A 23,117-nucleotide genomic window follows, 5' to 3' on the forward strand; every position below is an offset into this window, starting at 1 on the left:
GCATGAAGTTCGCCGAATTCCACGAGGGCCAGGTCATCGAGGCCGGGCCCTATGTCGTCACCGAGGCCGAGGTGCTGCAGTTCGCCAACGCCTATGACCCGCAGTGGTTCCACACCGATGCGGCTGCTGCATCCGAAGGGCCGTTCGGCGGCTTGATCGCGAGTGGTTGGCACACGGGAGGCATCGCGATGCGCCTGGTGGCCAAGGCTGCGCTGGAAGGCTCCGAGTCTTTCGCATCGCCGGGGCTGGCTTACGTGAAATGGCCGAACCCGGTACGGCCCGGGGATTCTTTGCGCCTCGTCGCCGACGTGATCGAGGCGCGGCGATCGGAGAAGCGGCCGACGCTGGGCATCCTGCGGTGGCGCTGGCGGCTGTTCAATCAGCGGGAGCAGCTGGCGCTGGATCTGGAGGCGACGAGCCTGTTCAAGCTCGGGGCGGAGTGACGCGCTCAAGCCAGGCTTGTGCAACAGCTTTGAACTTTCTCCTGCTGTGCGGTTGTGAGCGGCGTGGCTATGATCCGCGCGGCCAACAACCAACAATGAAGTCGGGAGGAATTCATGGCGACAGCAGTGAGATTGCGCGCTGGCGGGGGTGAGCGCACCTTTCTGGATCGCTTGTGGATCGCTACGGGATCCGCAATCCAAGGCTACCTGGGTCTATGCGTGTTGCTTGCGGGGTTGCTGTCAATCTGGGCACCCCCTGCGAGCGCACAGCAATGCGTCCCAAGCGCTGGCCCCCAGTCTGGAACATGCTGCGATCCCGCTACCGATCGGTGCGTGGCGCCTTCCACCGCCCGCTACGGCGTTTCGGCAGGGGAGTTCTGCGCGAGTGCGGTCTATGTGAAATACCCGCCGCCACTGAGCTGCAGTGGCTGGTTCGTCTGGTATGCCGACTTCACCTCTGAGGACGAAGCAGTCCAATGGCGCACGGGCTATGACCAAGCCTGGAGAGATTCAAACCAGACACCGACCTGCGGCGTCGAGGCCACGGCAACCAGCGACTGGCCTGCGCCACCGCCCGCGGCGGGCCAGGTGCAATCCCGTAACTATCAGTTGGCGTTCAAGATTGCGGGGGGCAACTATCCGTACTCCTGCGCAACACCGACTGCCAATCCCTTGGTTAGCTCATTCGGCGTCGTGCGCTATGTTCCACAGACGCCTTGCCCCCAAGGGTACGTGTCGGCGAACTCGACAGTCGACAATTCGCCGGTCTGCAAGAAGCAGATTCCGCTCGAGGTGCCGAGATGTGATGCCGCGACGTCGTTTGGCGCACCGATTGTTCCGGCCACGGGCGAAAAGATTCGTCGCGAAGTGGATTGGATCGATGGTGGGCCTGCACCTCTGAGCTTCGTTCGCAGCTATCGCAGCGTGAGCGGCAGCTCGCCCGAGGCAGCCGGACCATTGGGCAGAGGCTGGACCCACAACTACAGCACGCGTCTACAGGTGTCAGGCAGTTCGGCCTCTATCACGAACGCAGAAGGCCAACAGCGTGTGTTCACGCAGGACGCCTCGACTTGGCAGGCTGCCAACAGCGCCGACACCTTGGTCAAGGTCGGCGCAACCTGGCAGTACCACCGCGCGGAAGACAACGCTGCCCTGACTTTCGATGCGGCGGGCAAGCTGATGTCTGAAGTGGCACGCAACGGCTGGGCAACAACCTTTGCCTATGACGCCGCGGGCCAACTGATTGCGGTGAGCAATGCGTTCGGCCGCAGTCTGAGCATTGGGTACAACAGCTATGGCCAATTGATCAGCGTTGCCACGCCGGACGGGAGGACGATGTGGTACGGCGCTGATATCGGCGCACGCCTTTCGGCGGTCACCTACCCTGACGGAAAGATCCGCAACTTTGTCTACGAGAACGGATCGTTTCCAAGAGCGCTGACGGGCATCTATGACGAGAGCGGCGTTCGGTGGGGCAACTTCGCCTACGATGCGCAAGGGCGAGCCATCAGCACCGAATTGTCTGGTGGCGTGAACCGATATCAGGTGGGCTATCCGGTCGCCGGCGCCGCAACAGTCATCGATCCGCTGAACACCAGCCGCAGCTTCAGCTTTGGCACCGCCAAGGGCAAGCTGGCCGTCACCGGCGGCTCGTTGCCTTCAGGCGAAGGCGAACCCGACGCCGCCTCCCGCGTCCAGGACGCCAACGGCCTGATCACCAGCGAGACCGACTTCAAGGGCGTGGTCACCACCACCACCTGGGACGTGGCCCGCCGCCTGCCTCTGTCGGTCACGCGCGCTTCCGGCACCCCGCAGGCCCAGACCGTCACGACCCAGTGGCACCCCACCTTCTCCCTGCCCGTCCTGGTCACCGAGTCCGGCCGCACCACTGCGTATACCTACGACAGTTCGGGCAACCTCCTCACCCAGGCCATCACCGACACGGCGTCTTCCCCCAACACCACCCGCACCTGGAGCTGGACCTGGAACCCCCAGGGCCTGGCCGCCACCTCCACCGACTCCAACGGCGCCCTCACCACCTACACCTACGACACCCTGGGCAATCTGACCAAGGCGGTGAACGCCCTGGGCCACGAAACCCTCTACACCTACGACAGCGCCAACCGCGTGCTGACCCGCACCGCCCCCAACGGCTTGGTCACCAGCTACACCTACGACCCGCGCGACCGCCTGCTGACCCAGACCGTGGGCGGTGTCGGCACCACCACCTTCACCTACCAGCCCACCGGCCTGCTCGACACCCTGACCCTTCCCACCGGCCTGGTGCTCAGCTACACCTACGACGCGGCCCACCGCCTCACCGGCTGGAGCAGCAACCGGGGCGACTCGGGCACCTTCACCCTCGACGCCATGGGCAACCGCGTGTCCGAGCAGGTCAGGAACAGCGCCGGCGCCGTCGCCTGGAGCACCGCGCGCGCCATCAACAACCTCAACCGCGTTGCTGCCCGCACCGACGGCCCCAACCAGAGCAGCGCCTTCGGCTACGACGCCAACGGCGAACGCATCAGCGACACCAACGGCCTGAACCAGAGCTCCCAGTACGGCCTGGACCCGCTGCGCCGGGTGGCCGCCATCACCAACGCGGCCAACGCCACCGCCGCCCTGAGCTACAACGCCCTGGACGCCCTCACCCAGGCCAGCGACTTCAAGGGCGTGGCCACCAGCTATGCCCGCGACGCCCAGGGCAGCGCCACCGCCGAGACGAGCGCCGACATCGGCAACCTCTCCACGGAGTACGACGCCCTGGGCCTGCCCAGCCGCATCACCGATGCCCTGGGCCAGGCCACCCAGATCCAGCGCGATGCCTTGGGCCGCCCGACCCTCATCACCTTCGCCGACGGCAAGACCACCACCCTGGTGTACGACGGCCCCAACGCCAAGGGCTACCTCACTTCCATCACCGACCGCAGCGGCACCACCACCTACACCCGGGACGCCTTCGCCCGCGTGGTGGCCAAGACCCAGGCGCTGGCCAGTGGCCTCGCCCAGCAGGTCGGCTACGGCTACACCGCTGCGGGTCAACTGGCCACCGTCAGCTACCCGAGCGGCAACACGCTCACGCACCTGTACGACGCCACCGGGCGCCTGAGCCAGCTGAACTGGAACGGCACCCCGATGGTCACGGGCATCGCCTGGAACCCGATGGGCCAGCCCACCGCGTGGAGCTGGGCCTTCGCGAGCAACCTCAACGCCAGCCGCAGCTACGACACGGCCGGGCGGCTGACGGCCACCGAGTTCGCCAGCTACGTCTACGACGCGGCCGGGCGCATCACCAGCCTGACGCAGAGCCTGCTGCAGCCGGGGGATGCCGATCCGAACCACAGCAGCATCGCCAGCACGAACACCACCTGGAGCGTGGGCTATGACGCGGTGGGGCGGATCACGGGCTTCGATGCGACGGGCAATGCCACCGGGTTCAGCTACGACGCCAACGGCAACCGCACGGCCAGCACGAAGACCCAAAACGGGCAGAGCACCAGCCGCAGCTACACGGTCGCGGCGGGCAGCAACCGCATCGAGGGTTTCAGCCAGACCACGGGCGGCACGACCACGAACATCGCCTACGGCTACAACGCCAACGGGGATCTGACCAGCGATGGGCTGCGGACCTATAGCTACGACGCCGAAGGAAGGTTGAGCGCCGTCACGACCGGGGCCACGGACACCAGCCCGACCACCCGGTATGCGCACAACGCGCTGGGGCAGCGGGTGTTCAAGACAGAGCCCTTGTACCCGCCGGCAGAAGGCGACGAGAGCGATCCAGGGTTCTTCCAGAGCCTGCTGAACTTCTTCACGAAGCTGTGGGGGCCGAACACCACGGAAGCGGAGAAGCAGGGCTTTGCGTTCATGTACGACGAGGACGGCAGCCTGCTGGCGGAGACGGGCACGGGTGGGGCGAACAGCACGGGGAGCGTGCAGCACATCTACCTGCCAACGGCCAGTGGGCCGATGCCGGTTGCCGCGGTGATCAACGGCAACCTGTACGCCGTTCACAGCGATCACCTCAACACACCCAGGCGACTCACCGACAGCCAAGGTCAGGCGGTCTGGCAATGGAGCTACTCGGCCTTTGGCGACAACGCGCCGACGCTGGCAGCCAATAGGTTTGCGGACCTGAGCATCACGCCGAATCCCGGGATGACCAACATCTCGCCGGTTGTCTTTAATGTGCGCTACCCAGGCCAGTATGAAGATGCAGAAAGCGGGCTGTCGCAGAACCGGTACCGGTTCTATGACAAACGCACAGGACGGTACACACAGTACGATCCAATTGGCTTGGCGGGCGGTTCGAATGGATTCAGCTATGTCAGCGGAAGTCCACTCAACTACTTTGACCCTGACGGACTACAGGCACAGCCTCCGCGAGCGACCTCCCCTCCAGCGTTGAGCTATTCAGGGGGCGTCGCAGGTGCACAAGTCAACGGCTTGCTGGCGCAGATTCGTCGTTACGACCCTTCGTTCTCATATCAAACGATCAGGCCTGCCAGAGGTCCAGACAGCGGTTACACCCAAGGGGATGTCAACATTCTCGGCTTGCTGTTGCGCGGCTACGAGCGTAACCAAGTCTGCCCAAGAGACGGCGTGCAGCCAGGAAGGCTCATTGGCGATCAGCGCGGGAACGTGATGATCGAACCGGTCGGTGGCCAAACTGTGTCTCGTGGCCCTGGCGGCGTGGATACCCATACCCTCTATCCAAACGGTTCGAACTACATGCGACTGAATCCGAAAGGGCACGGCCCCAACGGCACTCCACACGGACACGGCCATGCAATGGGCACAGGGCCAGGCATGTCCGGCCAAGGATCATCTCTGGACCCGCTTGGCAACACGGTGCCTTGGAACAGTCCAAGTGCTCACTGGCCAATCAACTAACGGAGGCTGCAAATGAAGCCAGAAGAATTCCTGCGCACGATCTATCTGGGCGACCGCGCATGCAAGGCGATCGTCATGAATGGCTGGAAACGCGAATTGAGAATCCAGATCGACTGCATCTCACGTATTCGCTCGGCGCAATGGGACTACTACACGGCCGAAGACTTGCCAGATGGATGCCTAGTGTTTGAAGGAGTCGAGAGTGTGGTGTTCGAACCAAGTGGCAAAATGCCGAATGACTGGATCACACTTGTCTCCGTTGAATCTGTGGACGAGGGGCCACTTCATAGATTTGTCTTCAGTGCCGGAGCCATAGACAAGCACGGTAAGGCGGTGGACGTGTCGATTGTCATCATTGCGGCAGCCGTCGCATTGGACGACAACAACGATGTGCGAATACGAGTTTGAACGCGGTGCAAATGCAATCCGCACCGAAGCTCTTTTGCCGCATCGCATAGGCTTGCAGACCGTATTTAAGTGAGTCCAATTACAGCAGAATCGGCAGACCGTTCGTACTTTTGCGCCACTCAAAGAGCGCATGCCACAGTAGCCACGAGTTGTTTTATCTTTACTTCAAGCGAACTGCACGGCCATGTGCACTACCGATGCTCTTGTTTTCTTGTCGCGCAGGTATTTGAGCTGCCAGTGGCAAGTCGACGGCCAACTCCACATTCACTTTGTAATCGGATTTCTGATGGGGCAATAGTTTTCGGATTGCGTGCTCGGGTTTGTCGCGTCGCATTCTTGGCTACGACCCGCGAGCTCGCACCGTTCTGGCCTTGCCTAACAGCACCAGCCCGATGCCGCCAAGGATCGCGATCGACGCCATCGCCAGCCGCGGCGTGACCGCCTCCGCCAGGAACAGCACCCCACCGAAAGCCGCGATCGGCGGCACTGACAACTGCACCGTCGCCGCGCGCAGCGCGCTGAGCCGAGGCAGCGCCGCATACCAGATCACGTAGCCCAGCCCCGAGGTGATCGCCCCCGATGCGATCGCCAGCGCGATGCCCGCAGGGTCCGCATGGGCCTGCGAGACCAGCACCCCGCTCAGCACCAGCGCCATCGGCGCTGCCCGCACGAAGTTGCGGGCCGTCGCAGCCAACGGATCGCCCACACCACGCCCGCGCAGCGAATACACGCCCCAAGCCACGCCCGCGACCGCCATCAGCGTCGCCCCCAGCGGCGGCGGCGCGGCGAGGCCTGGCGACACCAGGTACACCAGCCCGCCCACCGCCAGCACGAAGCCCGACCACGCGAGTGGCCCGAACATCTCGCCCGCGCGCAGGCCCGCGCCGAACATGGTCAGCTGCACCGCGCCGAACAGGATCAGCGCACCGGTGCCCGCCGTCAGGCTGAGGTAGGCGAAGGAAAAGAAGGCGACATACGCGAACAGCATCGCCGCCGCCAGCCAGTCGGCCCGCACGGCCGGCGCCGGCTTCGCGCGCAGCCGCACGATCAACGCCAGCGTGAGCGCCCCCGACACCAGCCGGATGCTGCCGAAGCTGGCCGGGTCGATGCCGCGCTGCTGCAGCGCCAGCCGGCACAGCAGCGAGTTGGCGGCAAAGGCCAGCATGGCGACCACGGTGAGCGCGACGGTGGACAGGCCCGCCCGGCCTTCGCGCGCTTCAGGCATGGGTCAGCACCACCACCAGCGCCCAGCCCAGCAGCACGACGCCCAGCGGCGCGCTCAGCCGGCGGCCCCAGGGCATGTTCTTCTCGATCGCCATCACGGCGGCCAGCAGCAGCATCCAGCCCAGGCTGCCGGTGCCGAAGGCGAACATCAGCAGCATCAGCGCCCAGCAGCAGCCGACGCAGTAGAGGCCGTGGTGCGCGCCCAGCCAAAAGGCCTGTCGCGCAGGCGCCGGCCCGTGCCAGTGCTCGATCACGAAGCCCAGCGGCGTGCGGCACTTGTCCAGGCACTGGTGCTTGAGCCGGCTGAACTGGAACGCGCCAGCGAGCCCGAGGGTGGCCGCACCGATCAGCCAGCCGTGCCAGGCCAGCGTCGGCGATTTCGAGAGCAGCGTGAGCAGGCCGCCATGCAGGCCGTGCGCGATCAGGCCGAAGGCGCCCCACGCCACCATGTAGCCCAGGCCGAGCAGCAGCATCAGGCGCCCATGGTCCGCGCGGCGCGCGGTCATCCGGTCGAACACGTTGAACAGGGGCAGGGTGGTGGGCAGCATCATGGCCGCCGTCATCAGCACCCAGGCCAGCGCGTAGAGCAGGCCCGGCAGCCACCATTCGCCGCCGGGCAAAGTGCGGCACAGGAAGGCAGCCGGGCCCGAGGCCGTCCAGTCCTCGTGCTCGAGGTAGCGCCCCCAGGGGCTGCGCGCCCAGGCCCACAGCGCCGCCCAGGCCAGCACGACCAGCGCGGCCAGCAGCGGCAGGAACACGCGGCGATGGTGCGCCGCGCCCGCGATCGCGCCCATGGTGGCCGGCGCTCAGGCGTCGAACACGAAGGTGCTTTGAAGCGCGTTGTGGTTCTTGATGTCGACGTCGATGCCCAGCTTGGCATTCTTCGAGCGGTAGGTCGGTGCCTTGCCGACGAAGACCGGCGCGCCCGGCACGGTGGAGAACACGGTGTCCGACAGCACGGTCTGCCCGCCGGTGGCGCCGCGATAGGGCTCCAGCTCGGCGTAATAATCGTCGCCGATCGAGAGCTTGCCGCTGCCTTCGTTCACGTGGAAGCCGATCTTCGCGCGCTCCACCGACACCACGGTGCCGATCAGCTTGGCCAGGTCCGCGATCGGCCCACCGGCCTGGCCGGTGTAGACCTTGAGCAGCGCTTCTTCCTGTTCCTTGGAGGCGTTGTCGTCCACGTAGATCGCGGCAGTCCAGTTGCCCTGCAGGATGTTGCCCGGCACATGGGCCACGGCGGCGATGGTGTTGCCGCCGACGTCCAGGCCGTCGACGGTGCCCTTGTCGATGCGCCACGCGACGATGGTGTCGCAGGTGCCGTTGTCCGGGTCCTCGCCGATCCAGCAGGGACACAGGACGTTGCAGTTGCAGACCTCCAGCAGGCGACCTTCCAGGTGATAGCTCATTCCGACCTCCGTTGAAGCGTTGAATGTCGAAGCCTCACTGACGCGGACTTGTCGCCGCGACCCGGGCGGCAAGGGAAAACGATGCTACGCCGCCGGACAGGCTGCGTCCATGTGCCGAACGGCCGAAGAGAGTGACGCGGGGCGCCGGCTCAGCGCCGGTCGAGCAGCCGCGTCAGCAGGTTCTCGAGCTGCTCCACGTCCACCGGCTTGGTCAGGTGGGCGAAGAAGCCGGCCTCGAAGCTCAGCTGCCGGTCGCGCTCCTGCCCGTAGCCGCTGACGGCGATCAGCGGCGGCGGGTGCGCGATCTCGGCGCGGGCGCGCTCCGCCACTTCCAGGCCGCTGAGGCCGGGCAGGCCGATGTCCAGCAGCACCAGGTCCGGCGCGAGCTGCTTGATCGCCTCCAGGGCCGTGAGGCCGTCGTGGCGCACCGCCGAACGGCAGCCCAGCGCATCCATCAGCGCGGACATGGTCTGGGCCGCGTCCTGGTTGTCGTCCACCACCAGCACGAAGGGCCGGCCGTCGTGCGGGGTGCAGGCCGGCGCGGGTTTTTCCGGGGTCGCGGGGGCCGGCCCGATCGGCAACCGCACCACGAACTCGCTGCCCTCGCCCGGCACGCCCTTGCTGAAAGCGGCCACCTCGCCGCCGTGCAGGCTGACCAGCTGCTGCACCAGGCTCAGCCCCAGGCCCAGGCCGCCCTGCGAGCGCGCGATGTCCTGCTCGCCCTGCTCGAACAGGTTGAAGATGCGCTGCTGGTCCCGCGGCGCGATGCCGGGGCCGTCGTCGCGCACGCTCAGTTCCGCGTGCTCGCCCTGGCGGCCGGCGCGCAGGTGCACGTGGCCGCCGGCCGGGGTGAACTTGATGGCGTTGCCCAGCAGGTTGCTCAGCACCTGGATCAGCCGCGCGCGGTCGCCGGTGATCCAGATGGCCGCCGGCTCCACTTCGACCTGCAGCTGCTGCGACTTGTCCGCGGCCAGCGGCCCCATGGCCTCCAGGGCCTCGGCGATCACGTCCTTCAGGTCCACCGGCCGGGCCTCCAGCCGGATCTTGCCGCTGGTGATGCGGCCCACGTCCAGCAGGTCGTCCACCAGCCGGACCACCTGGCGCAGCTGGCGCGAGATGGTGTCGTTCACCAGCTGAAGCTGCGGGCTGTCCAGCTTCAGGCGGTTCATCAGCGCCAGCGCGTTGGAGATCGGCGCGAGCGGGTTGCGCAGCTCGTGGCCCAGCATCGCCAGGAAGGTGCTGATGCGCCGGCCCTCGTCCTCCAGCGAGCTGACGCGGCGCCGCTCGGTCAGGTCGCGCGTGACCTTGGCGAAGCCGCGCAGCACGCCGCTGGCGTCGTACACGGCCGTGATGACCACGTTGGCCCAGAAGCGGCTGCCGTCCTTGCGCACGCGCCAGCCCTCGTCTTCGAAGCTGCCGTCGCGGCGGGCGATGCGCAGCTCCTCGGCGGGCCAGCCGGTGGCCTGCACCTCGGGCGGGTAGAACACGGAGAAATGGCGGCCGATGATCTCGCTCGCCTCGTAGCCCTTGAAGCGGCGCGCGCCCGCGTTCCAGCTGATCACGTGGCCCGCCGGGTCGAGCATGAAGATCGCATAGTCCGTCACGCTGTCCACCAGCAGGCGGAATCGCTCCTCGCTCATGCGCAGCTGCTCCTCCTGGCGGCGGCGCTCGCTCAGGTCGCGCGTGATCTTGGAGAAGCCGCGGAATTCGCCCCCGGGGCCCAGCAGCCGGGTGATGACCACGTTGGCCCAGAAGCGGGTGCCGTCCTTGCGCAGGCGCCAGCCCTCGTCCTCGAAGCGGCCGGTCTCGCGCGCCATCTTCAGCTCGTGCTCGGGCCACCCGCGCGCCAGCTGCTCCGCCGGATAGAACAGCGAGAAATGGCGCCCGATGACCTCGTGCGCCTCGTAGCCCTTGATGCGGCGCGCCCCCGTGTTCCAGCTGCGCACGCGGCCTTCGGGGTCCAGCAGGAAGATCGCGTAGTCGCTCACCGCCTCCACCATCAGGCGGTAGTCGGCGTCGTCCAGGGCCGGCACCGTCCCGGACGAGGATGGCCCTGCAAGAGGAACGGGAACACTGCCGGCGGCGTCTGCCATGCGCACCTTCGCTCGAAGCCGGGGCTCCCGCCGGGGTGGCGGGATCGACCCCATCGTGAACCGCCCGCCCGCCTGATCGCTGGGCCGGCCGGGACGATCGGGCGCAGTCTAGCGGTGTGCGCGCGCTTCCGCCGTCGGACAGGACCTCAGCTTTTCGCGCAGGCCTGCGCCTGCCGCACCACCGCCTGGGCGTCGAAGCCGTTCACGCGCTCGAAGAAGCCCTCGCTGCCGACGACGAAGGTGGCCGGCGCCAGCTTGCGCTCGATCAGGCCGGCGTCGAGCATGAAGTCCTGCATGCGGCCGAAGGCCTCGGGCGTGGCGCGGCCCCACAGCTTGCCGCCGTTCATCTCGAAGGCGGCCTTCATCGAGCTCACCTGCGTGGCCAGCAGGTGCTCGTCCCAGCGCGCCAGCGTGGCCTCGTCGCCGCCGGTGGGCTTGGTCTCGGGAAAGCGCGCCCAGTGCAGCTGGCGTACGCAGGCCGGATTGGTCACGGCGTACAGGCTGGCCTTCGCCGCGCCGCGCGCGATCGCCTCCACCATCGCGAGGTCGCGGTCGATGGTGCGCTGCAAGGTGGCCAGCGAGAAGTCGGGCATGCGCGCCCAGTCGGGGCTGCGCAGCAGCCGCAGCTTCGCGCCCGCGTTCTCGAAGCCGGCGATGGCCGCGTTCCAGAACATCAGCCCCTGCACGCGGCCCGAGCGCAGCGCCTCCAGCGCCGGCGCGCCGGCACCGGTCGGGATGATGTTGACGTCCTTGTCCGGGTCCAGGCCGTTGGCCTTGAGCAGCGAGCGCAGCAGCGGCAGGCCGCCGCTGGCCAGGCTCACGATGCCGATGCGCTGGCCCTTGAGGTCGGCCACCCGCTGGATCGATCCTTCGGACGGCACCGCGATCGCCCAGTCGATCACGCTGTTGTTCATCACCACGCGCGCAGGGATGTTGTTGGTCACGTTGGCCTGGATCGCGACGTTGGAGCTGACCTGCGCGAAGTCCACGTTGCCGGTGGCCAGCTGCTGAACCGCCTGCACCGAGCCGGGCGCGGCGATCACCTGCACGTCGTAGCCCTCGCTCTTCCAGTAGTCCAGCGCCACCGGCATCATCAGCCAGGGGTAGGTGACGTTGAGCACGGTGACGCCGCCCAGCGCGATCGTCACCTTCTTCAGCGGCTTGGCCGCCTGCGCCTGTGCCGGGCCGGGCGCGAGCCAGGCCGCGCCCAGGCCCAGTGCCACCGCCGCCGCCAGCACGCGCCGCCGTCCGCGCACGCCCTGTCGCCCGAATCGTTGCTGCATGTCGAATCTCCGCTTGGGTTGAGGAAGAAGATGGAAAAACTCAGGCGCCCGTGATGCGCTCGTGCTCGGCCTGCGCCCAGAACACCACCTTGCGCTGCAGCCACTGCACCGCCCAGTGCAGCCCGAGGCCCATGGCCGACAGCAGGATCAGGATCGCGAACATGCCGGCCGTGTCCATCGAGAAGGTGCGCTGCAGGATCAGGTAGCCCAGCCCGGCCTGCGCACCGACGAATTCGCCGACGATCGCGCCGATCACCGACAGCACGATGGACACGTCCAGCCCCACGAAGATGTAGGGCAGCGCCTGCGGGATGCGCGCCATGCGGAACACCTGCCAGCGCGAGGCGGTGAAGGCGGTGAGCAGTTCCATCTGCTCGGCCGGCACCGCGCGCAGGCCGGCCACCGTGTTCACCAGCACCGGGAAGAAGGCGATGGTCGCGGTGATCACGATCTTGGAGCTCATGCCGTAGCCGAACCAGATCACGAACAGCGGCGCGATCGCCACCTTCGGAATGGTCTGGAAGGCCACCACGTAGGGGTAGAGCGTGCGCTCCACCAGCGGGAACTGCGCGATCACGCCGCCCAGCACCAGCCCCAGGCCGGCGCCGAGCACGAAGCCGGCCATGGTCTCGCAGAAGGTCACGCCCAGGTGGTGGGTGAAGGTGTTGTTGCGGATGCCCTCCCACAGCGAGGCGGCGACCGCGGAAGGCGCGGGCAGCAGCAGCGGCGTGATCTCCAGCAGGCGCACGGCCAGCTCCCAGCCGCCCACCACGAGCACGAAGAGCAGGGCGGACAGCGGCAGTTCGGGGCGTGGGCCGAGCCACGCGAGCGCGGGGCGCGGGGCCTGCGGGTCATGCGGGTCGGCGTCGATGAGAGTGGTGGTGGCGGTGTTCATGCGTCCAGTGCTCCGATCGAGTGGAAGTGCCTGCGGATCGCGCAGACGTAGGTGCCGAAGCGCTCCGAATTGATCATCTCCAGCGTGCGCGGGCGCGGCAGGTCGATCTCGAGGATCTCGCTGATGCGGCCCGGCCGCGGCGACATCACGATCACGCGGTCCGCCAGGAACACCGCCTCCGGGATGCTGTGCGTGACCAGCATCACCGTCTTGCGGCTCTGCGACCAGATGCGCAGCAGCTCCAGGTTCATGGTCTCGCGGGTCATCGCGTCCAGCGCGCCGAAGGGCTCGTCCATCAGCAGGAAGGCCGGCTCGTGCACCAGCCCGCGGCTGATGCCCACGCGCTGCTGCATGCCGCCGGAGAGCTCGTGCGGGTACTTGTTCTCGAAGCCCTCCAGCCCCACCAGGCGCAGGTAGTCGCGCGCCCGCGGCTCGTACTCGCGCATCGGCAGGCCCTGGATCTCGATGGGCACCAGCACGTTCTCGAGCACGGTGCGCCAGGGCAGCAGTACCGGCGCCTGGAACACCACGCCGACGTCGCGGCTGGGCCCGTCGATCGGCCGCTGCCGCACCTTCACCGAACCCGCGCTGCGGCGCAGCGTGCCGGCCAGGATCTTCAGCAGCGTGGACTTGCCGCAGCCGCTGGGGCCGACCACGGTGACGAACTCGCCGTCGGCGATGTCGAAGCTCACGTCCTTGAGGGCCTCGATGTCGCGGCCCTCGCGGGTGCGGTAGAGCTTGTGCAGGCCCTGGACCTCGATCATCGCGCGGCCCGGCGGGGCGGACGGCGCGGCCGGGGTGCCGGGGGCGATGACGCTGAGCTTGGCGGTGGCGCTCATGGCCGCGCCCCTATGCGGACTCGCCCTGGAGCGCGAAGCGGGCATCGCGCCACTTGAAGGCGGCCTTCAGCCCCTGCTTCGCCGCGACCTCGAAGAAGTCGCGCGCCTCCTGCGATTCGGACATCAGCACCAGCGTGAAGATCTCCGCGCCCAGGTCCACCGTCGACTGGAAGCCGCGCAGGTCGTAGCCGCGGTTCAGCCCTTCCTTGTTCAGCCGCATCGCGGGCGGCGGAATCATCGCGAGCTTCAGCGCCAGCCGCCGCGCCTCCTTCATCAGGTCGGCTGCCGGCACCACGCGGTTGGCCAGGCCGATGCGCACCGCCTCCTCGGCGCCGATGCGCTCGCCGGTCAGGAGCAGCTCCTTGGTCTTCTTCATGCCCAGCACCCAGGGCATGATCGCGAAGGGCGGGGCCGACTGGAACTGGATCTCGGGCTCGCCGAACTCCGCGCCGTCGGCGGCCAGCGTGATGTCGCACACCATCGAAAGGTCGCAGCCGCCGCCCAGGCAATAACCGTTGACCGCCGCGATCACCGGCAGCCGCGAGCGCCAGATGCGCAGCCAGGTGTCGTTGCCCAGCTTCACGTGCTCGCGCCAGTCCTGCACCGTGGTGAAGGGCTCCTCGCGCGGGCTCAGGTCGAAGCCGGCGCAGAAGGCGCGGCCCTCGCCGGTGATGATCAGGGCGCGCACGTTCTCGTCGCGCTCCAGGGTGTCGAGCGCGTGCTGCATCTCCAGCAGGATGTCGTCGTCCAGCGCGTTCATCTTCTGCGGGCGCGCGAGCGTGAGCGTCGCGACCCAGCGGTCCACCGACACGCTGATGCATTGGTACTTCATGGTTGTCTCCTGCTTGTCGTCAATGGGATCGATGGGAAGAGGGGGAGCGAAGCTCGATCAACGCGTCCAGCACGCGCACGCCGTGGCCGGCCGCGAGCACGGTGACCGGGTTGAGGTCGATGGCCTCGATGTGCTGCGCATAGGCCGCGCCGATCTGCGACAGGCGCACCAGCAGCCCCTCGAAGGCGGCGCGGTCGGCCGGCGCCGCGCCGCGGAAGCCTGCGAGCAGCCGTGCCGCGCGCGTCGACGCCACCAGGGCCTGGGCAGCTTCCGCATTCAGCGGCGAGAGGTCCAGCGCGCTGTCGCGCAGCAGCTCGACCAGCACGCCGCCGGCACCGGCCACGATCGCCTGGCCGAAGGGCGGCTGGCGCGTGAGCCCGGCGATCATCTCGACGCCGCCCTGCACCATCTCCTGCACCAGCACGCCGTCGATGCGCGCGGCGGGCATGCGCTCGCGCACGGTGGCCATCATCCGGTGGAAGGCCTCGCGCACCTCGGCCTCGTCGCGCAGGTGCAGGCGCACGCCGCCGGCCTCGGTCTTGTGCGGGATGTCGGGCGAGTCGATCTTCATCGCCACCGGAAAGCCGATGTCGGCGGCGCGCTGCGCGGCCGCTTGCGCATCCGCGGCGCGGGCCTCGCGCGTGACCGGCAGGCCGTGGTCCGCGAGGAAGCGCTTGGCCTCGTGCTCCGCCAGCGGCCGGCCGGTGGCGAGGCGCTCCGCCCAGCCCGGATCGGCACGCAGCGCGGCCTGTGCCGTGGCCACCGGCTGCCAGCGGTGCCAGTCGATGAAATGCCGCATCGCCAGCAGCGCGGCGCGTGCGCCCTGCAGGGCCGCGACGCCGCTGCCGCGCAGTGGCTCGATGGTGTGCGCATGCAGCCCGCCGCCGACGTTGCTGTAGAAGACCAGCGGCTTGTCGCTGCGGGCCGCCGCGGCGGCGGTGGTCTCGGCGATCGCGCGGTAGTTGGCTGCCGCCTTTTCGCCCATGCCCACGGGGCAGTCCTGCGACACCCCCAGCAGCGACACGCCCGGATCGGCCAGCAGTGCGTCGATGGCGCGGCCGTACATGCGCATGTCGAACACCGCGGCGCCGGTCGCATCCAGCGGGTTGCCGGGCGTGGCGAAGGGCGGCAGGCAGTCGCGCAGTGCCGACAGCGTGGCCGGCTGCAGCGCGGCGAAGCGCAGGCCGGCCGCCTGGGCCAGGTCGCAGGTCAGCGCGACCTCGCCGCCGCTGACGTTGATCACCGCCACGCCGTCGCCTGCCGGGCGCCGCGTCGCCTCGGCCAGCAGCGCACAGGTCTCGACCATCTCGTCCATGTCCTCCACCAGCACCACGCCGGCGCGACGGAAGAAGGCGGCCGCGGCCGCGTGCGAGCCCGCCAGCGAGCCGGTGTGGGCCGCGGTCGCCGCGGCACCCTCGGCCGAGCGCCCGACCTTGAGCACCACCACCGGCTTGCCCGCCGCCCGCATGCGCGCGGCCGCTCGCAGGAAGCGCTGCGGATGCCGCACCGATTCCATGAAGAGGGCCGCCACCTGCGTGTGCGGATCGTCGGCGAAGAAGCCCAGGTAGTCGTCCACGTCCAGCACCGCGGCATTCCCCACCGACACCAGGTGGCTGAGGCCGAAGCGGCCGGTGCCTGCGAGCGCGATGCAGCCCGAGCCCGAATGCGAGGCGATCGCCACGCCGCCGCGCACGAGTGGCTCCGGCAGCGGCGCGCTGTAGAGCGAGATGCCGGCATGCAGGTTGGCCAGGCCCAGGCAGTTGGGGCCGCACACCAGCAGGCCGGTGCGCGCGCACAGCGCGGCGAGCTCGGCCTGCAGCGCGCGGCCTTCCTCGCCGAGTTCCGCGAAGCCGCTGGCGAACAGCACCGCGGCGCGGATGCCGCGCGCGGCCGCCTGCGCCAGCGCGGGCAGCACCTTGTCGGCCGGCAGGGCGACCACCGCGCAGTCGGGCGCTTCGGGCAGGCTGTCGAGGTTGGCATGGCAGCGCAGGCCCAGCACCTCGGGCGCCGATGGATGGATCGGGTAGAGCCGCCCGGCGTAGCCCGCATCGAGCAGGTTCCTCACCACCGAATGGCCGAAGGAATCCGGCCGCGGCGAGGCGCCGAGGACCGCGACCGAGGCGGGCCGCATCAGCGGCGCGAGGTCGCGCGGCGGCGCGGCGGCCGGGGCGGCGGAAGCGAAGGCCGGCTCGAACATCAGGCGTCCACCTTCACCACCGTGCGGCCGCGCACGCCGCCGGCCAGCAGCGCGCCCGCGGCCTCCAGCGTCGCGGCCAGCGGGATCTCGCGCGTGATCTCGGCCAGGCGTTCGCGGTCCAGCTCCTGCGACAGGTGCTGCCAGGCGCTCAGGCGGTCGGCGCGCGGCGCCATCACCGAGTCGATGCCGATCAGGCTCACGCCGCGCAGGATGAAGGGCGCCACCGTGCCCGGCAGGTCCATCCCCTGGGCCAGCCCGCAGGCGGTGACCACGCCGCCGTAGCGCGTGGTCGCGCACGCATTCACCAGCGTGTGGCTGCCCACCGAATCCACCACGCCGGCCCAGCGCTCCTTGCCCAGCGGCTTGCCGGGCGCGGAGAGCTGCGCGCGGTCGATCACCTCGGCCGCGCCGATGCGCTTGAGGTAGTCGGTCTCGTCCGCGCGGCCGGTGGAGGCCACCACGCGGAAGCCGCGCCCTGCCAGCAGGCTGATCGCCACGCTGCCCACGCCGCCGGCCGCGCCGGTGACCAGGATCTCGCCGTCGTCCGGCCGCACCCGCTGGCGCTCCAGCGCCTGCACGCACAGCATCGCGGTGTAGCCCGCGGTGCCCACCGCCATCGCGGTGCGCGTGTCGAGCCGGTCGGGCAGCGGCACCAGCCATTCGCTCTTCAGCCGCGCGCGCTCGGCCAGGCAGCCCCAGTGCTGCTCGCCGGCGCCCCAGCCGTTGAGGATCACGCGGTCGCCGACGGAAAACTCCGGGTGCGCGCTGTGCTCCACCACGCCCGCGCCGTCGATGCCGGGCACCATCGGCCAGTTGCGCACCACCGGCCCGCGCTGCGTGATCGCGAGCGCGTCCTTGTAGTTGAGGGATGAATACTCGATGCGCAGGGTGACGTCGTGCGCCGGCAGTGCCGACTCGTCGAGCTCGCGCAGCGCGGCGTCGAATCGATCGCCCTGCCGCTCCAGCAGGATGGCTCTGAACATGCCTGTCTCGCTCCTTCTTGGTTCGCGCCGCGCATCGCATCGATGCGCATTCGCCGTTCACGGGATGAGCGCGAATCTAGGCTTCGCCAATGCAGCAAGCAAGAATCGATTAGTTCGATTTGCGTTCTCGTAATTCGAACGCAAGCAAGGGTTTCTCAGAGCTTGTTCTGCAGCACCTTCTGGATCTCCGCGATCAGCGACAGGCTGGCCACCGAAAGATGGCGCCCGGCGCGCGTGCAGCACACCAGCACCTGCGACTTGATGCGCGGATCGCGGATCGGCACGAAGGCCGCGTCCGGATGGTTCGGGTCGCGGCCGAACAGGTACTGCGTGAGGATCGCGATGCCCAGGCCCGCGGAAGCGGCGCTGCGCATCAGCTCGTAGGAGTTGGTGGTGAGCACCGCGCGCGGCTTCATGCCCACGCGCGCGAACATCTGGTCCAGCGTGTGGCGCAGCGCCAGGGTGGCGTCGGGCATCACCAGCTCGTAGGCGGCGCAGTCGGTCAGCCGCACCCAGCTGCGCTTGGCCAGGGGGTGGCGGCGCGGCACCATCACGCAGGAGCCGACGTCGCGCTTCGCGAGGATGGTGAGGCCCGCGTGCGCCGGCGCGTTGTAGCCCAGCGCGAAGTCGATCTCGTCCTCGAGCGCCAGCTCCACCAGCCGCGGCGAGCTCGCCACCGTCACCTCGTAGTTGATGCCCGGGTGCGCCTTGTGGAAGGTGGCCAGCATCTGTGGCAGCAGCTCGCGCGAGAAGCCCTCGTTGACGCCGAAGGTCACGGTGCCGCGCTGCAGCCCGCGCAGCGCGTCCACCTCGACCCGCGCGGTCGCGAGCTCGCCCATCGCGCGCTTGAGGTGGTGGATGAAGACCTCGCCCGCCGCCGTCAGCTTGAGTCCGCTGCGCCCGCGGCCGCGCTCGAAGAGCAGGGCGCCGATCTCTTCTTCCAGGTTCTTCACCTGCCGGTTGATCGCCGAGGCCGCGACGTGCGTGCGCTCGGCCGCGCGGCGGAAGGAGCCGGCCTGCGCCACCTCGTAGAAGTAGCGCAGCGCACTGGGGTTCTTGAGATGCAGGCCGGGGTCGCGCGACATGGTGATGGGCCTCCTTCGAATGGCGCGCGCAGCTTAACCGGCGGGCGGCGAAGGACGATCGGTCAGGCACCGAGGACGCGCGGGCAGGACGCCGCGCCGCCGTTGCGCCACAGTGGATCGCCATGCAGTCCTCACTCGCCCCCCATGTGCGCGAGGCCGGCGACGGCCCCGCGGTCATCTGCCTCCATTCCAACGCGAGCAGCTCCGCGCAGTGGCGCGGGCTGATGGAGCGGCTGGCGCCGGACTGGCGCGTGCTCGCGCCCGATTCGCTCGGCGCCGGGCGCAGTCCGGCCTGGCCCACCGATCGCGTCGTCACGCTGGCCGACGAGGTCGCGCTGCTGGAACCGGTGTTCGCCGCCGCGGGCGAGTCCTTCTGCCTGGTCGGCCATTCCTACGGGGCCGCCGTGGCGCTGAAGGCCGCGCTCGCGAACCCCGTGCGCGTGCGCGCCATCGCGGTCTACGAGCCGACGCTGTTCTCGCTGTTGGAGCAGGAGTCGCCCGGCCACGAGGCGGCCGACGGCATCCGCTTCGCCGCGGCCGATGCGGCGGCGGCGATCGAGGCCGGCGATCCCGATGCTGCCGCGCGGCGCTTCATCGACTACTGGATGGGTGAGGGCAGCTGGCAGCGCATGCCGCCGGCGCGACAGGCACCGATCGCGCAGTCCATGGCCAACGTCGCGGGCTGGGCGCACGCGCTCTTCACCGAGCCGACGCCGCTGCAGGCCTTCGCCGCGCTGGACATGCCGGTGCTCTACATGACGGGCGCGCGATCGCCGGCCTCGGCGCGCGGGGTCGCACGGCTGCTGACCGGCGTGCTGCCCGACGTCGAGCTGATCGACTTCGAGGCCCTCGGCCACATGGGGCCGGTGACTCATGCGGACACCGTCAACGAGGCGGTGGCCGGCTTCCTTGCGCGCTGCTGCGCATCCGCGTGAGGGCCTTCGCCAGCTTGCAAAAGTGCGGCACGCGTGCGACCGGCATCTCCGATGGCGCTCAAACTCGAAGCCAGTTGTCGATGGTGAGGCCTGGAACCCTGCGGAAGTGGCGTTCGTTGTCCGTCACGACGATGAGCCCATGGGCGCGCGCGTGCGCGGCGATCATCGCGTCGTAGTGATCGAAGGGGACGCCGCCGCGCTCCAGCTCAGCGCGCACTTGGCCATGCGCATCGGCGGCAAGCCGATCCCATGGAAGCACCTCGGCCACCTGCAGGAACTCGTGAACGACGCGAGCCAGGCGTCGTGCCTCGGGTCGCTTGGCGAGGCCATAGATGTGCTCCGACATCGTGACCGCCGAGATGCACCAGACCTCCTGCGGCAGCGCGTCCAGCTTGGCACCAACCGCCGGGTCACCTCGAATCGCCGCACTGGTGATGTTGGTGTCCAGCATGTAGACCAGGCTCATTCGTGCCACCCCTCGAAGGGATCGCGTTGCGGATCCCCGCTGGGCTGAGCGCGGTCCCGCATGAAGCTGTCCAATCCTTCGCCAGCCAGCTCGGCGCGCATCTGTTCGCGCAGCGCGACGAAGCTCGCCCAGCTCTTGCGGACCCTGGGCGACAGGACCACTTCGCCCGAGCGCGCGTCACGCCGGATGTAGACCTCGTCGCCTTCGAAGCGGAATTCGGCGGGCAGGCGGACAGCCTGGCTGCCGCCATTGGTGAACAACCGCGCTGTGCGGACCGTATCGGCATTCATCGTCTTCCCCTGTGAACGCTCGTGTGCTGCGAGCAGTGGTTTTGATCGGTCAGTATATACTCAAATATATACTTTGATTTCGCGTCACGTCTTTCGGATAGCATTCCCGCGGACGGTGCCGCCGCCTCCATGGACCTTCGTCCCGGACGGCCTGCCGCGACGAGGACTTGGGCTTGGGCACCGACGACGCATTCGCCGAACTGGGGTTGGCAGCCGGCGCGAGCGAGGGCGAGGTGAAGGCGGCGTGGCGCCGGCTGGCCTCGCAATGGCATCCGGACCGCAATGGCAGCGCCGATGCCGTGACGAGGATGCAGCGCATCAACCAGGCCTTCGAAGAGATCCGCCGGGCCGGCTTCCGCGCCGTTTCCGAAGCCTCGGCAGCCGATGCCGACGATGCCGCACCCCACCCGGCGACGGACCCCGGTGCCGGCCACGACGAGCAGGACGGCGGCGAGACCGCATTCGGCGACGACGCCGGCACGCGCCGGCAGCGGCGGCCCATCCACCGCAAGGTGAAGCTGACGCTCGAGGAGGCCGCGGCCGGCTGCATCAAGGTGCTGCGCGGCAAGGTCACCGAGACCTGCCGGACCTGCGCGGGCGCAGGCCACCAGGTGCTGGGCGGCAACTGCGCCCGTTGCGGCGGATCGGGCGCCGTGCACAAGCGTTCCTTCTTCGGCTGGCCGACCGGCCTGGCCGAGTGCGAGGCCTGCCTGGGCGGCGGGATCGCGAGGCAGCCGTGTGCGGCCTGCCGGGGCAGCGGGAAGACGGCCGCGCGCAGCTACCAGGTCAAGGTCCGCATTCCGCAGGGCGTGCGCCATGGCGATCTGCTCCATGTCGACGGGCGGCGCCTGCGGCCCGAGCGGCTGCCTGCCGATCTGGAAATCCGTGTCGAGTTCCTGGCGCACGAGGTCTTCAAGCTCGATGACGACGGCACCCTTCGATGCGAGGTCCCGATCGATGGCTTCGCATGGATCGCGGAGCGCCCGGTCCAGGTGCCGACCCTCGCAGGCCTCCAGCCCTTGCAGCCGAGTCGCAGCCGGGTGTCCTACTGCCTGAAGGGCCAGGGATTTCCGGTGGAACGCGGCGGTGCGCGCGGCGACCAGTGGGTCACGCTGGTGCCCATGTTTCCAAAGCAGCTCAGCACCGACCAGCAGATCCTGCTCGACCAGCTCTGTGCCACCACCTCGGGCGCCGGACGACCGCGATCAGCGTGAAGGCCGCCAGCCGGCGAGCAGCCGCCGCGATGCGGCGCAGGCGGCCGCCGCGCATTCCGCCGGCCCGAGCGCCGGATGCGTGCGGGCGGCCGGCACCTCCACGCTCACCGCGATGCCACCGGGCAGCGCGTCCATGAACGCCGCGAGCGGCAGCTCGCCCTCGCCCGGAAACAGCCGCCCCTCGCGCGCCTCCTCCACGATGCCGGCATTCGTCGGATCCTCGCGGCGCGCGTCGCACAGCTGCACCGAGCCGAAGGCCTCGGCCGGCACGGCCCGCAGCATCGCCGCCGTGCCGCCGGAGCGAAACAGGTGCAGCAGGTCGATCAGCAGCCGGCCATTGCGCCGCCCGGCGCGGGTGATCACGTCCAGCGCCTGCGGCAGCGTGCCGACGATGCGGAAGCGCATGAACTCCAGGTCCACCCCCATGCCAACGTCGGCGGCCAGGTCGCACAGCGTGCCGAAGCGCTCGGCCAGGCGATCGGTGTCCGCGTCGTCGCCGGAGACGCTGAACCGCTTCGCGCCGAGCTCTGCGGCCAGCGCCAGGGCCTGCGCATGGTCATGCACGCACACGTCCGGCGTCAGCGGGAGGAACTCGACGTCGTGCGCGCCCACGCCGGCATCGGCCATGCGGCGGCGCCATTCGATCACCGTGGCCCGGTCGATCGGATACGAGACCGCGCCGGGCGCGGCCGGCAGGATGCGGATGCCGACCTTCTGGTAGCCGGCGCGGGCCGCGAGATCGAACAACGCCGGCGGCGCCACGTCGAGCACCGTGAGATGGGCAAGGGCCAGGTCGGTCATGGTCATCGCATCACTTGTGGAGGATCTGGCCGAGGAAGTCGCGCAGCCGCTCGTGCCTCGGATTCATGAAGAACTCTTCCGGCGGCGCCTGCTCCACGATCTCGCCGCGGTCCATGAACAGCACCCGGTCGGCGACGCTGCGCGCGAAGCCCATCTCGTGCGTCACGCACAGCATGGTCATGCCTTCCTCGGCCAGGCCGATCATGGTGTCCAGCACCTCCTTGACCATCTCGGGATCGAGTGCGGAGGTGGGCTCGTCGAAGAGCATGATCTTCGGTGTCATGCACAGCGCCCGGGCGATCGCCACGCGCTGCTGCTGGCCGCCCGAGAGCTGCGCCGGGTACTTCCCCGCATGGTCGGGGATGCGCACGCGCGTGAGGTACTTCATCGCGGTGGCCTCGGCCTCGTCCTTGCGGACGCCGCGCACCTTCGTCGGCGCGAGCATGCAGTTCTCCAGCACGGTCAGGTGCGGGAACAGGTTGAACTGCTGGAACACCATGCCGACCTCGGCGCGCACCGCGTTGACGTTCCTGGCATCGGCGCCGAGGTCGATGCCGTCGACCACGATGCGGCCCTTCTGGTAGGGCTCCAGCCGGTTGATGCAGCGGATCGTGGTCGACTTGCCCGAGCCCGAGGGCCCGCAGATCACGATGCGCTCGCCCCGGCGCACCTTCAGGTCGACGTCGGTCAGCACGCGCACCGCGCCGTACCACTTGCTGACGTTCTCCATCGTGATGATGGTGTCGCTGCCGGCGGCGCGCGGCACGGTGCGGTCCGGCGCGATGCCGGAGTCCCTGGCGGTCATCGTCCTGGCTCCCGGTGCGTGC

20 protein-coding genes are annotated in these 23,117 nt (G+C 69.0%); 5 read left to right on the forward strand and 15 right to left on the reverse strand.

Annotated features, from left to right (window positions below):
- The first annotated feature begins 2 nt into the window (after positions 1–2).
- From A8M77_RS03875 to A8M77_RS03885, 3 genes are all read left to right on the forward strand, one after another.
- Entirely contained in the window at positions 3–443 is a 441-nt protein-coding gene (locus tag A8M77_RS03875; RefSeq protein WP_086920245.1) for a MaoC family dehydratase, read from the forward strand.
- A gap of 333 nt (positions 444–776) precedes the next feature.
- Complete coding sequence (locus A8M77_RS03880; RefSeq protein WP_158100880.1) at positions 777–5,336, forward strand: RHS repeat-associated core domain-containing protein; 4,560 nt, start codon at positions 777–779, stop codon at positions 5,334–5,336.
- A gap of 12 nt (positions 5,337–5,348) precedes the next feature.
- On the forward strand, positions 5,349–5,744 hold the full coding sequence (locus tag A8M77_RS03885; RefSeq protein WP_086920247.1) for a DUF6258 family protein: 396 nt from the start codon (positions 5,349–5,351) through the stop codon (positions 5,742–5,744).
- Positions 5,745–6,084: 340 nt separating this feature from the next.
- Here A8M77_RS03885 and A8M77_RS03890 read toward each other — a convergent pair whose 3' ends face one another.
- The 11 genes from A8M77_RS03890 to A8M77_RS03940 form a co-directional block, all read right to left on the reverse strand.
- Positions 6,085–6,969 carry a DMT family transporter gene (locus A8M77_RS03890; protein ID WP_086920248.1) on the reverse strand — a complete coding sequence of 295 codons (885 nt, stop codon included), beginning with the start codon at positions 6,967–6,969 and terminating at the stop codon, positions 6,085–6,087.
- Entirely contained in the window at positions 6,962–7,762 is an 801-nt protein-coding gene (locus A8M77_RS03895) for a DUF2182 domain-containing protein (RefSeq protein WP_086920249.1), read from the reverse strand. The genes A8M77_RS03890 and A8M77_RS03895 overlap by 8 nt, the downstream gene beginning before the upstream one ends.
- Before the next feature lie 12 nt (positions 7,763–7,774).
- The gene (locus A8M77_RS03900; protein WP_086920250.1) at positions 7,775–8,377 is read right to left on the reverse strand and encodes a DUF1326 domain-containing protein; all 603 of its coding nucleotides are present in this window, start codon (positions 8,375–8,377) and stop codon (positions 7,775–7,777) included.
- A 149-nt stretch (positions 8,378–8,526) separates the two neighbouring features.
- On the reverse strand, positions 8,527–10,470 hold the full coding sequence (locus A8M77_RS03905; RefSeq protein WP_086920251.1) for a PAS domain-containing hybrid sensor histidine kinase/response regulator: 1,944 nt from the start codon (positions 10,468–10,470) through the stop codon (positions 8,527–8,529).
- Between the two features lie 146 nt (positions 10,471–10,616).
- Positions 10,617–11,753 (reverse strand): ABC transporter substrate-binding protein, encoded by a 1,137-nt coding sequence (locus tag A8M77_RS03910; protein WP_086920252.1) that lies wholly within the window; start codon positions 11,751–11,753, stop codon positions 10,617–10,619.
- 40 nt (positions 11,754–11,793) lie between these two features.
- On the reverse strand, positions 11,794–12,648 hold the full coding sequence (locus A8M77_RS03915; protein ID WP_086920253.1) for an ABC transporter permease: 855 nt from the start codon (positions 12,646–12,648) through the stop codon (positions 11,794–11,796).
- A complete protein-coding gene (locus tag A8M77_RS03920; protein ID WP_086920426.1) occupies positions 12,645–13,412 on the reverse strand; it encodes an ABC transporter ATP-binding protein in 768 nt (255 codons plus the stop codon). Before A8M77_RS03920 ends, A8M77_RS03915 begins: the two co-directional genes overlap by 4 nt.
- Before the next feature lie 85 nt (positions 13,413–13,497).
- Positions 13,498–14,319 (reverse strand): enoyl-CoA hydratase/isomerase family protein, encoded by an 822-nt coding sequence (locus tag A8M77_RS03925; RefSeq protein WP_086920254.1) that lies wholly within the window; start codon positions 14,317–14,319, stop codon positions 13,498–13,500.
- 19 nt (positions 14,320–14,338) lie between these two features.
- Positions 14,339–16,516 (reverse strand): acetate--CoA ligase family protein, encoded by a 2,178-nt coding sequence (locus A8M77_RS03930; RefSeq protein WP_238136705.1) that lies wholly within the window; start codon positions 16,514–16,516, stop codon positions 14,339–14,341.
- Positions 16,516–17,499, reverse strand: coding sequence for an acrylyl-CoA reductase (NADPH) (acuI, locus tag A8M77_RS03935; protein ID WP_086920255.1), 984 nt, complete (start codon positions 17,497–17,499; stop codon positions 16,516–16,518). Before acuI ends, A8M77_RS03930 begins: the two co-directional genes overlap by 1 nt.
- Before the next feature lie 155 nt (positions 17,500–17,654).
- On the reverse strand, positions 17,655–18,584 hold the full coding sequence (locus A8M77_RS03940; protein ID WP_086920256.1) for a LysR family transcriptional regulator: 930 nt from the start codon (positions 18,582–18,584) through the stop codon (positions 17,655–17,657).
- Between the two features lie 122 nt (positions 18,585–18,706).
- Between A8M77_RS03940 and A8M77_RS03945 the strand changes: the two genes are divergently transcribed.
- Positions 18,707–19,519: an alpha/beta fold hydrolase gene (locus tag A8M77_RS03945; protein ID WP_086920257.1), complete on the forward strand. Its 813-nt coding sequence runs from the start codon at positions 18,707–18,709 to the stop codon at positions 19,517–19,519.
- 58 nt (positions 19,520–19,577) lie between these two features.
- Here the strand turns inward: A8M77_RS03945 and A8M77_RS03950 are convergent, their stop codons facing one another.
- Both A8M77_RS03950 and A8M77_RS03955 read right to left on the reverse strand, forming a co-directional pair.
- A complete protein-coding gene (locus A8M77_RS03950; RefSeq protein ID WP_238136706.1) occupies positions 19,578–19,970 on the reverse strand; it encodes a type II toxin-antitoxin system VapC family toxin in 393 nt (130 codons plus the stop codon).
- A gap of 11 nt (positions 19,971–19,981) precedes the next feature.
- Positions 19,982–20,275, reverse strand: a complete 294-nt coding sequence (locus A8M77_RS03955) for an antitoxin (protein WP_086920259.1) — start codon at positions 20,273–20,275, stop codon at positions 19,982–19,984.
- Between the two features lie 173 nt (positions 20,276–20,448).
- Here A8M77_RS03955 and A8M77_RS03960 point away from each other — a divergent pair, with 173 nt between their 5' ends.
- Positions 20,449–21,489, forward strand: coding sequence for a DnaJ C-terminal domain-containing protein (locus tag A8M77_RS03960; protein WP_238136707.1), 1,041 nt, complete (start codon positions 20,449–20,451; stop codon positions 21,487–21,489).
- Here the strand turns inward: A8M77_RS03960 and A8M77_RS03965 are convergent.
- Positions 21,481–22,296 carry a sugar phosphate isomerase/epimerase family protein gene (locus A8M77_RS03965; protein ID WP_086920261.1) on the reverse strand — a complete coding sequence of 272 codons (816 nt, stop codon included), beginning with the start codon at positions 22,294–22,296 and terminating at the stop codon, positions 21,481–21,483. The two genes, A8M77_RS03960 and A8M77_RS03965, sit on opposite strands and share 9 nt — an antisense overlap.
- 4 nt (positions 22,297–22,300) lie before the next feature.
- On the reverse strand, positions 22,301–23,095 hold the full coding sequence (locus tag A8M77_RS03970; protein WP_086920262.1) for an amino acid ABC transporter ATP-binding protein: 795 nt from the start codon (positions 23,093–23,095) through the stop codon (positions 22,301–22,303).
- Between the last annotated feature and the right edge of the window lie 22 nt (positions 23,096–23,117).

The organism is Variovorax sp. JS1663, assembly GCF_002157355.1.
Taxonomy (GTDB): domain Bacteria; phylum Pseudomonadota; class Gammaproteobacteria; order Burkholderiales; family Burkholderiaceae_C; genus Variovorax.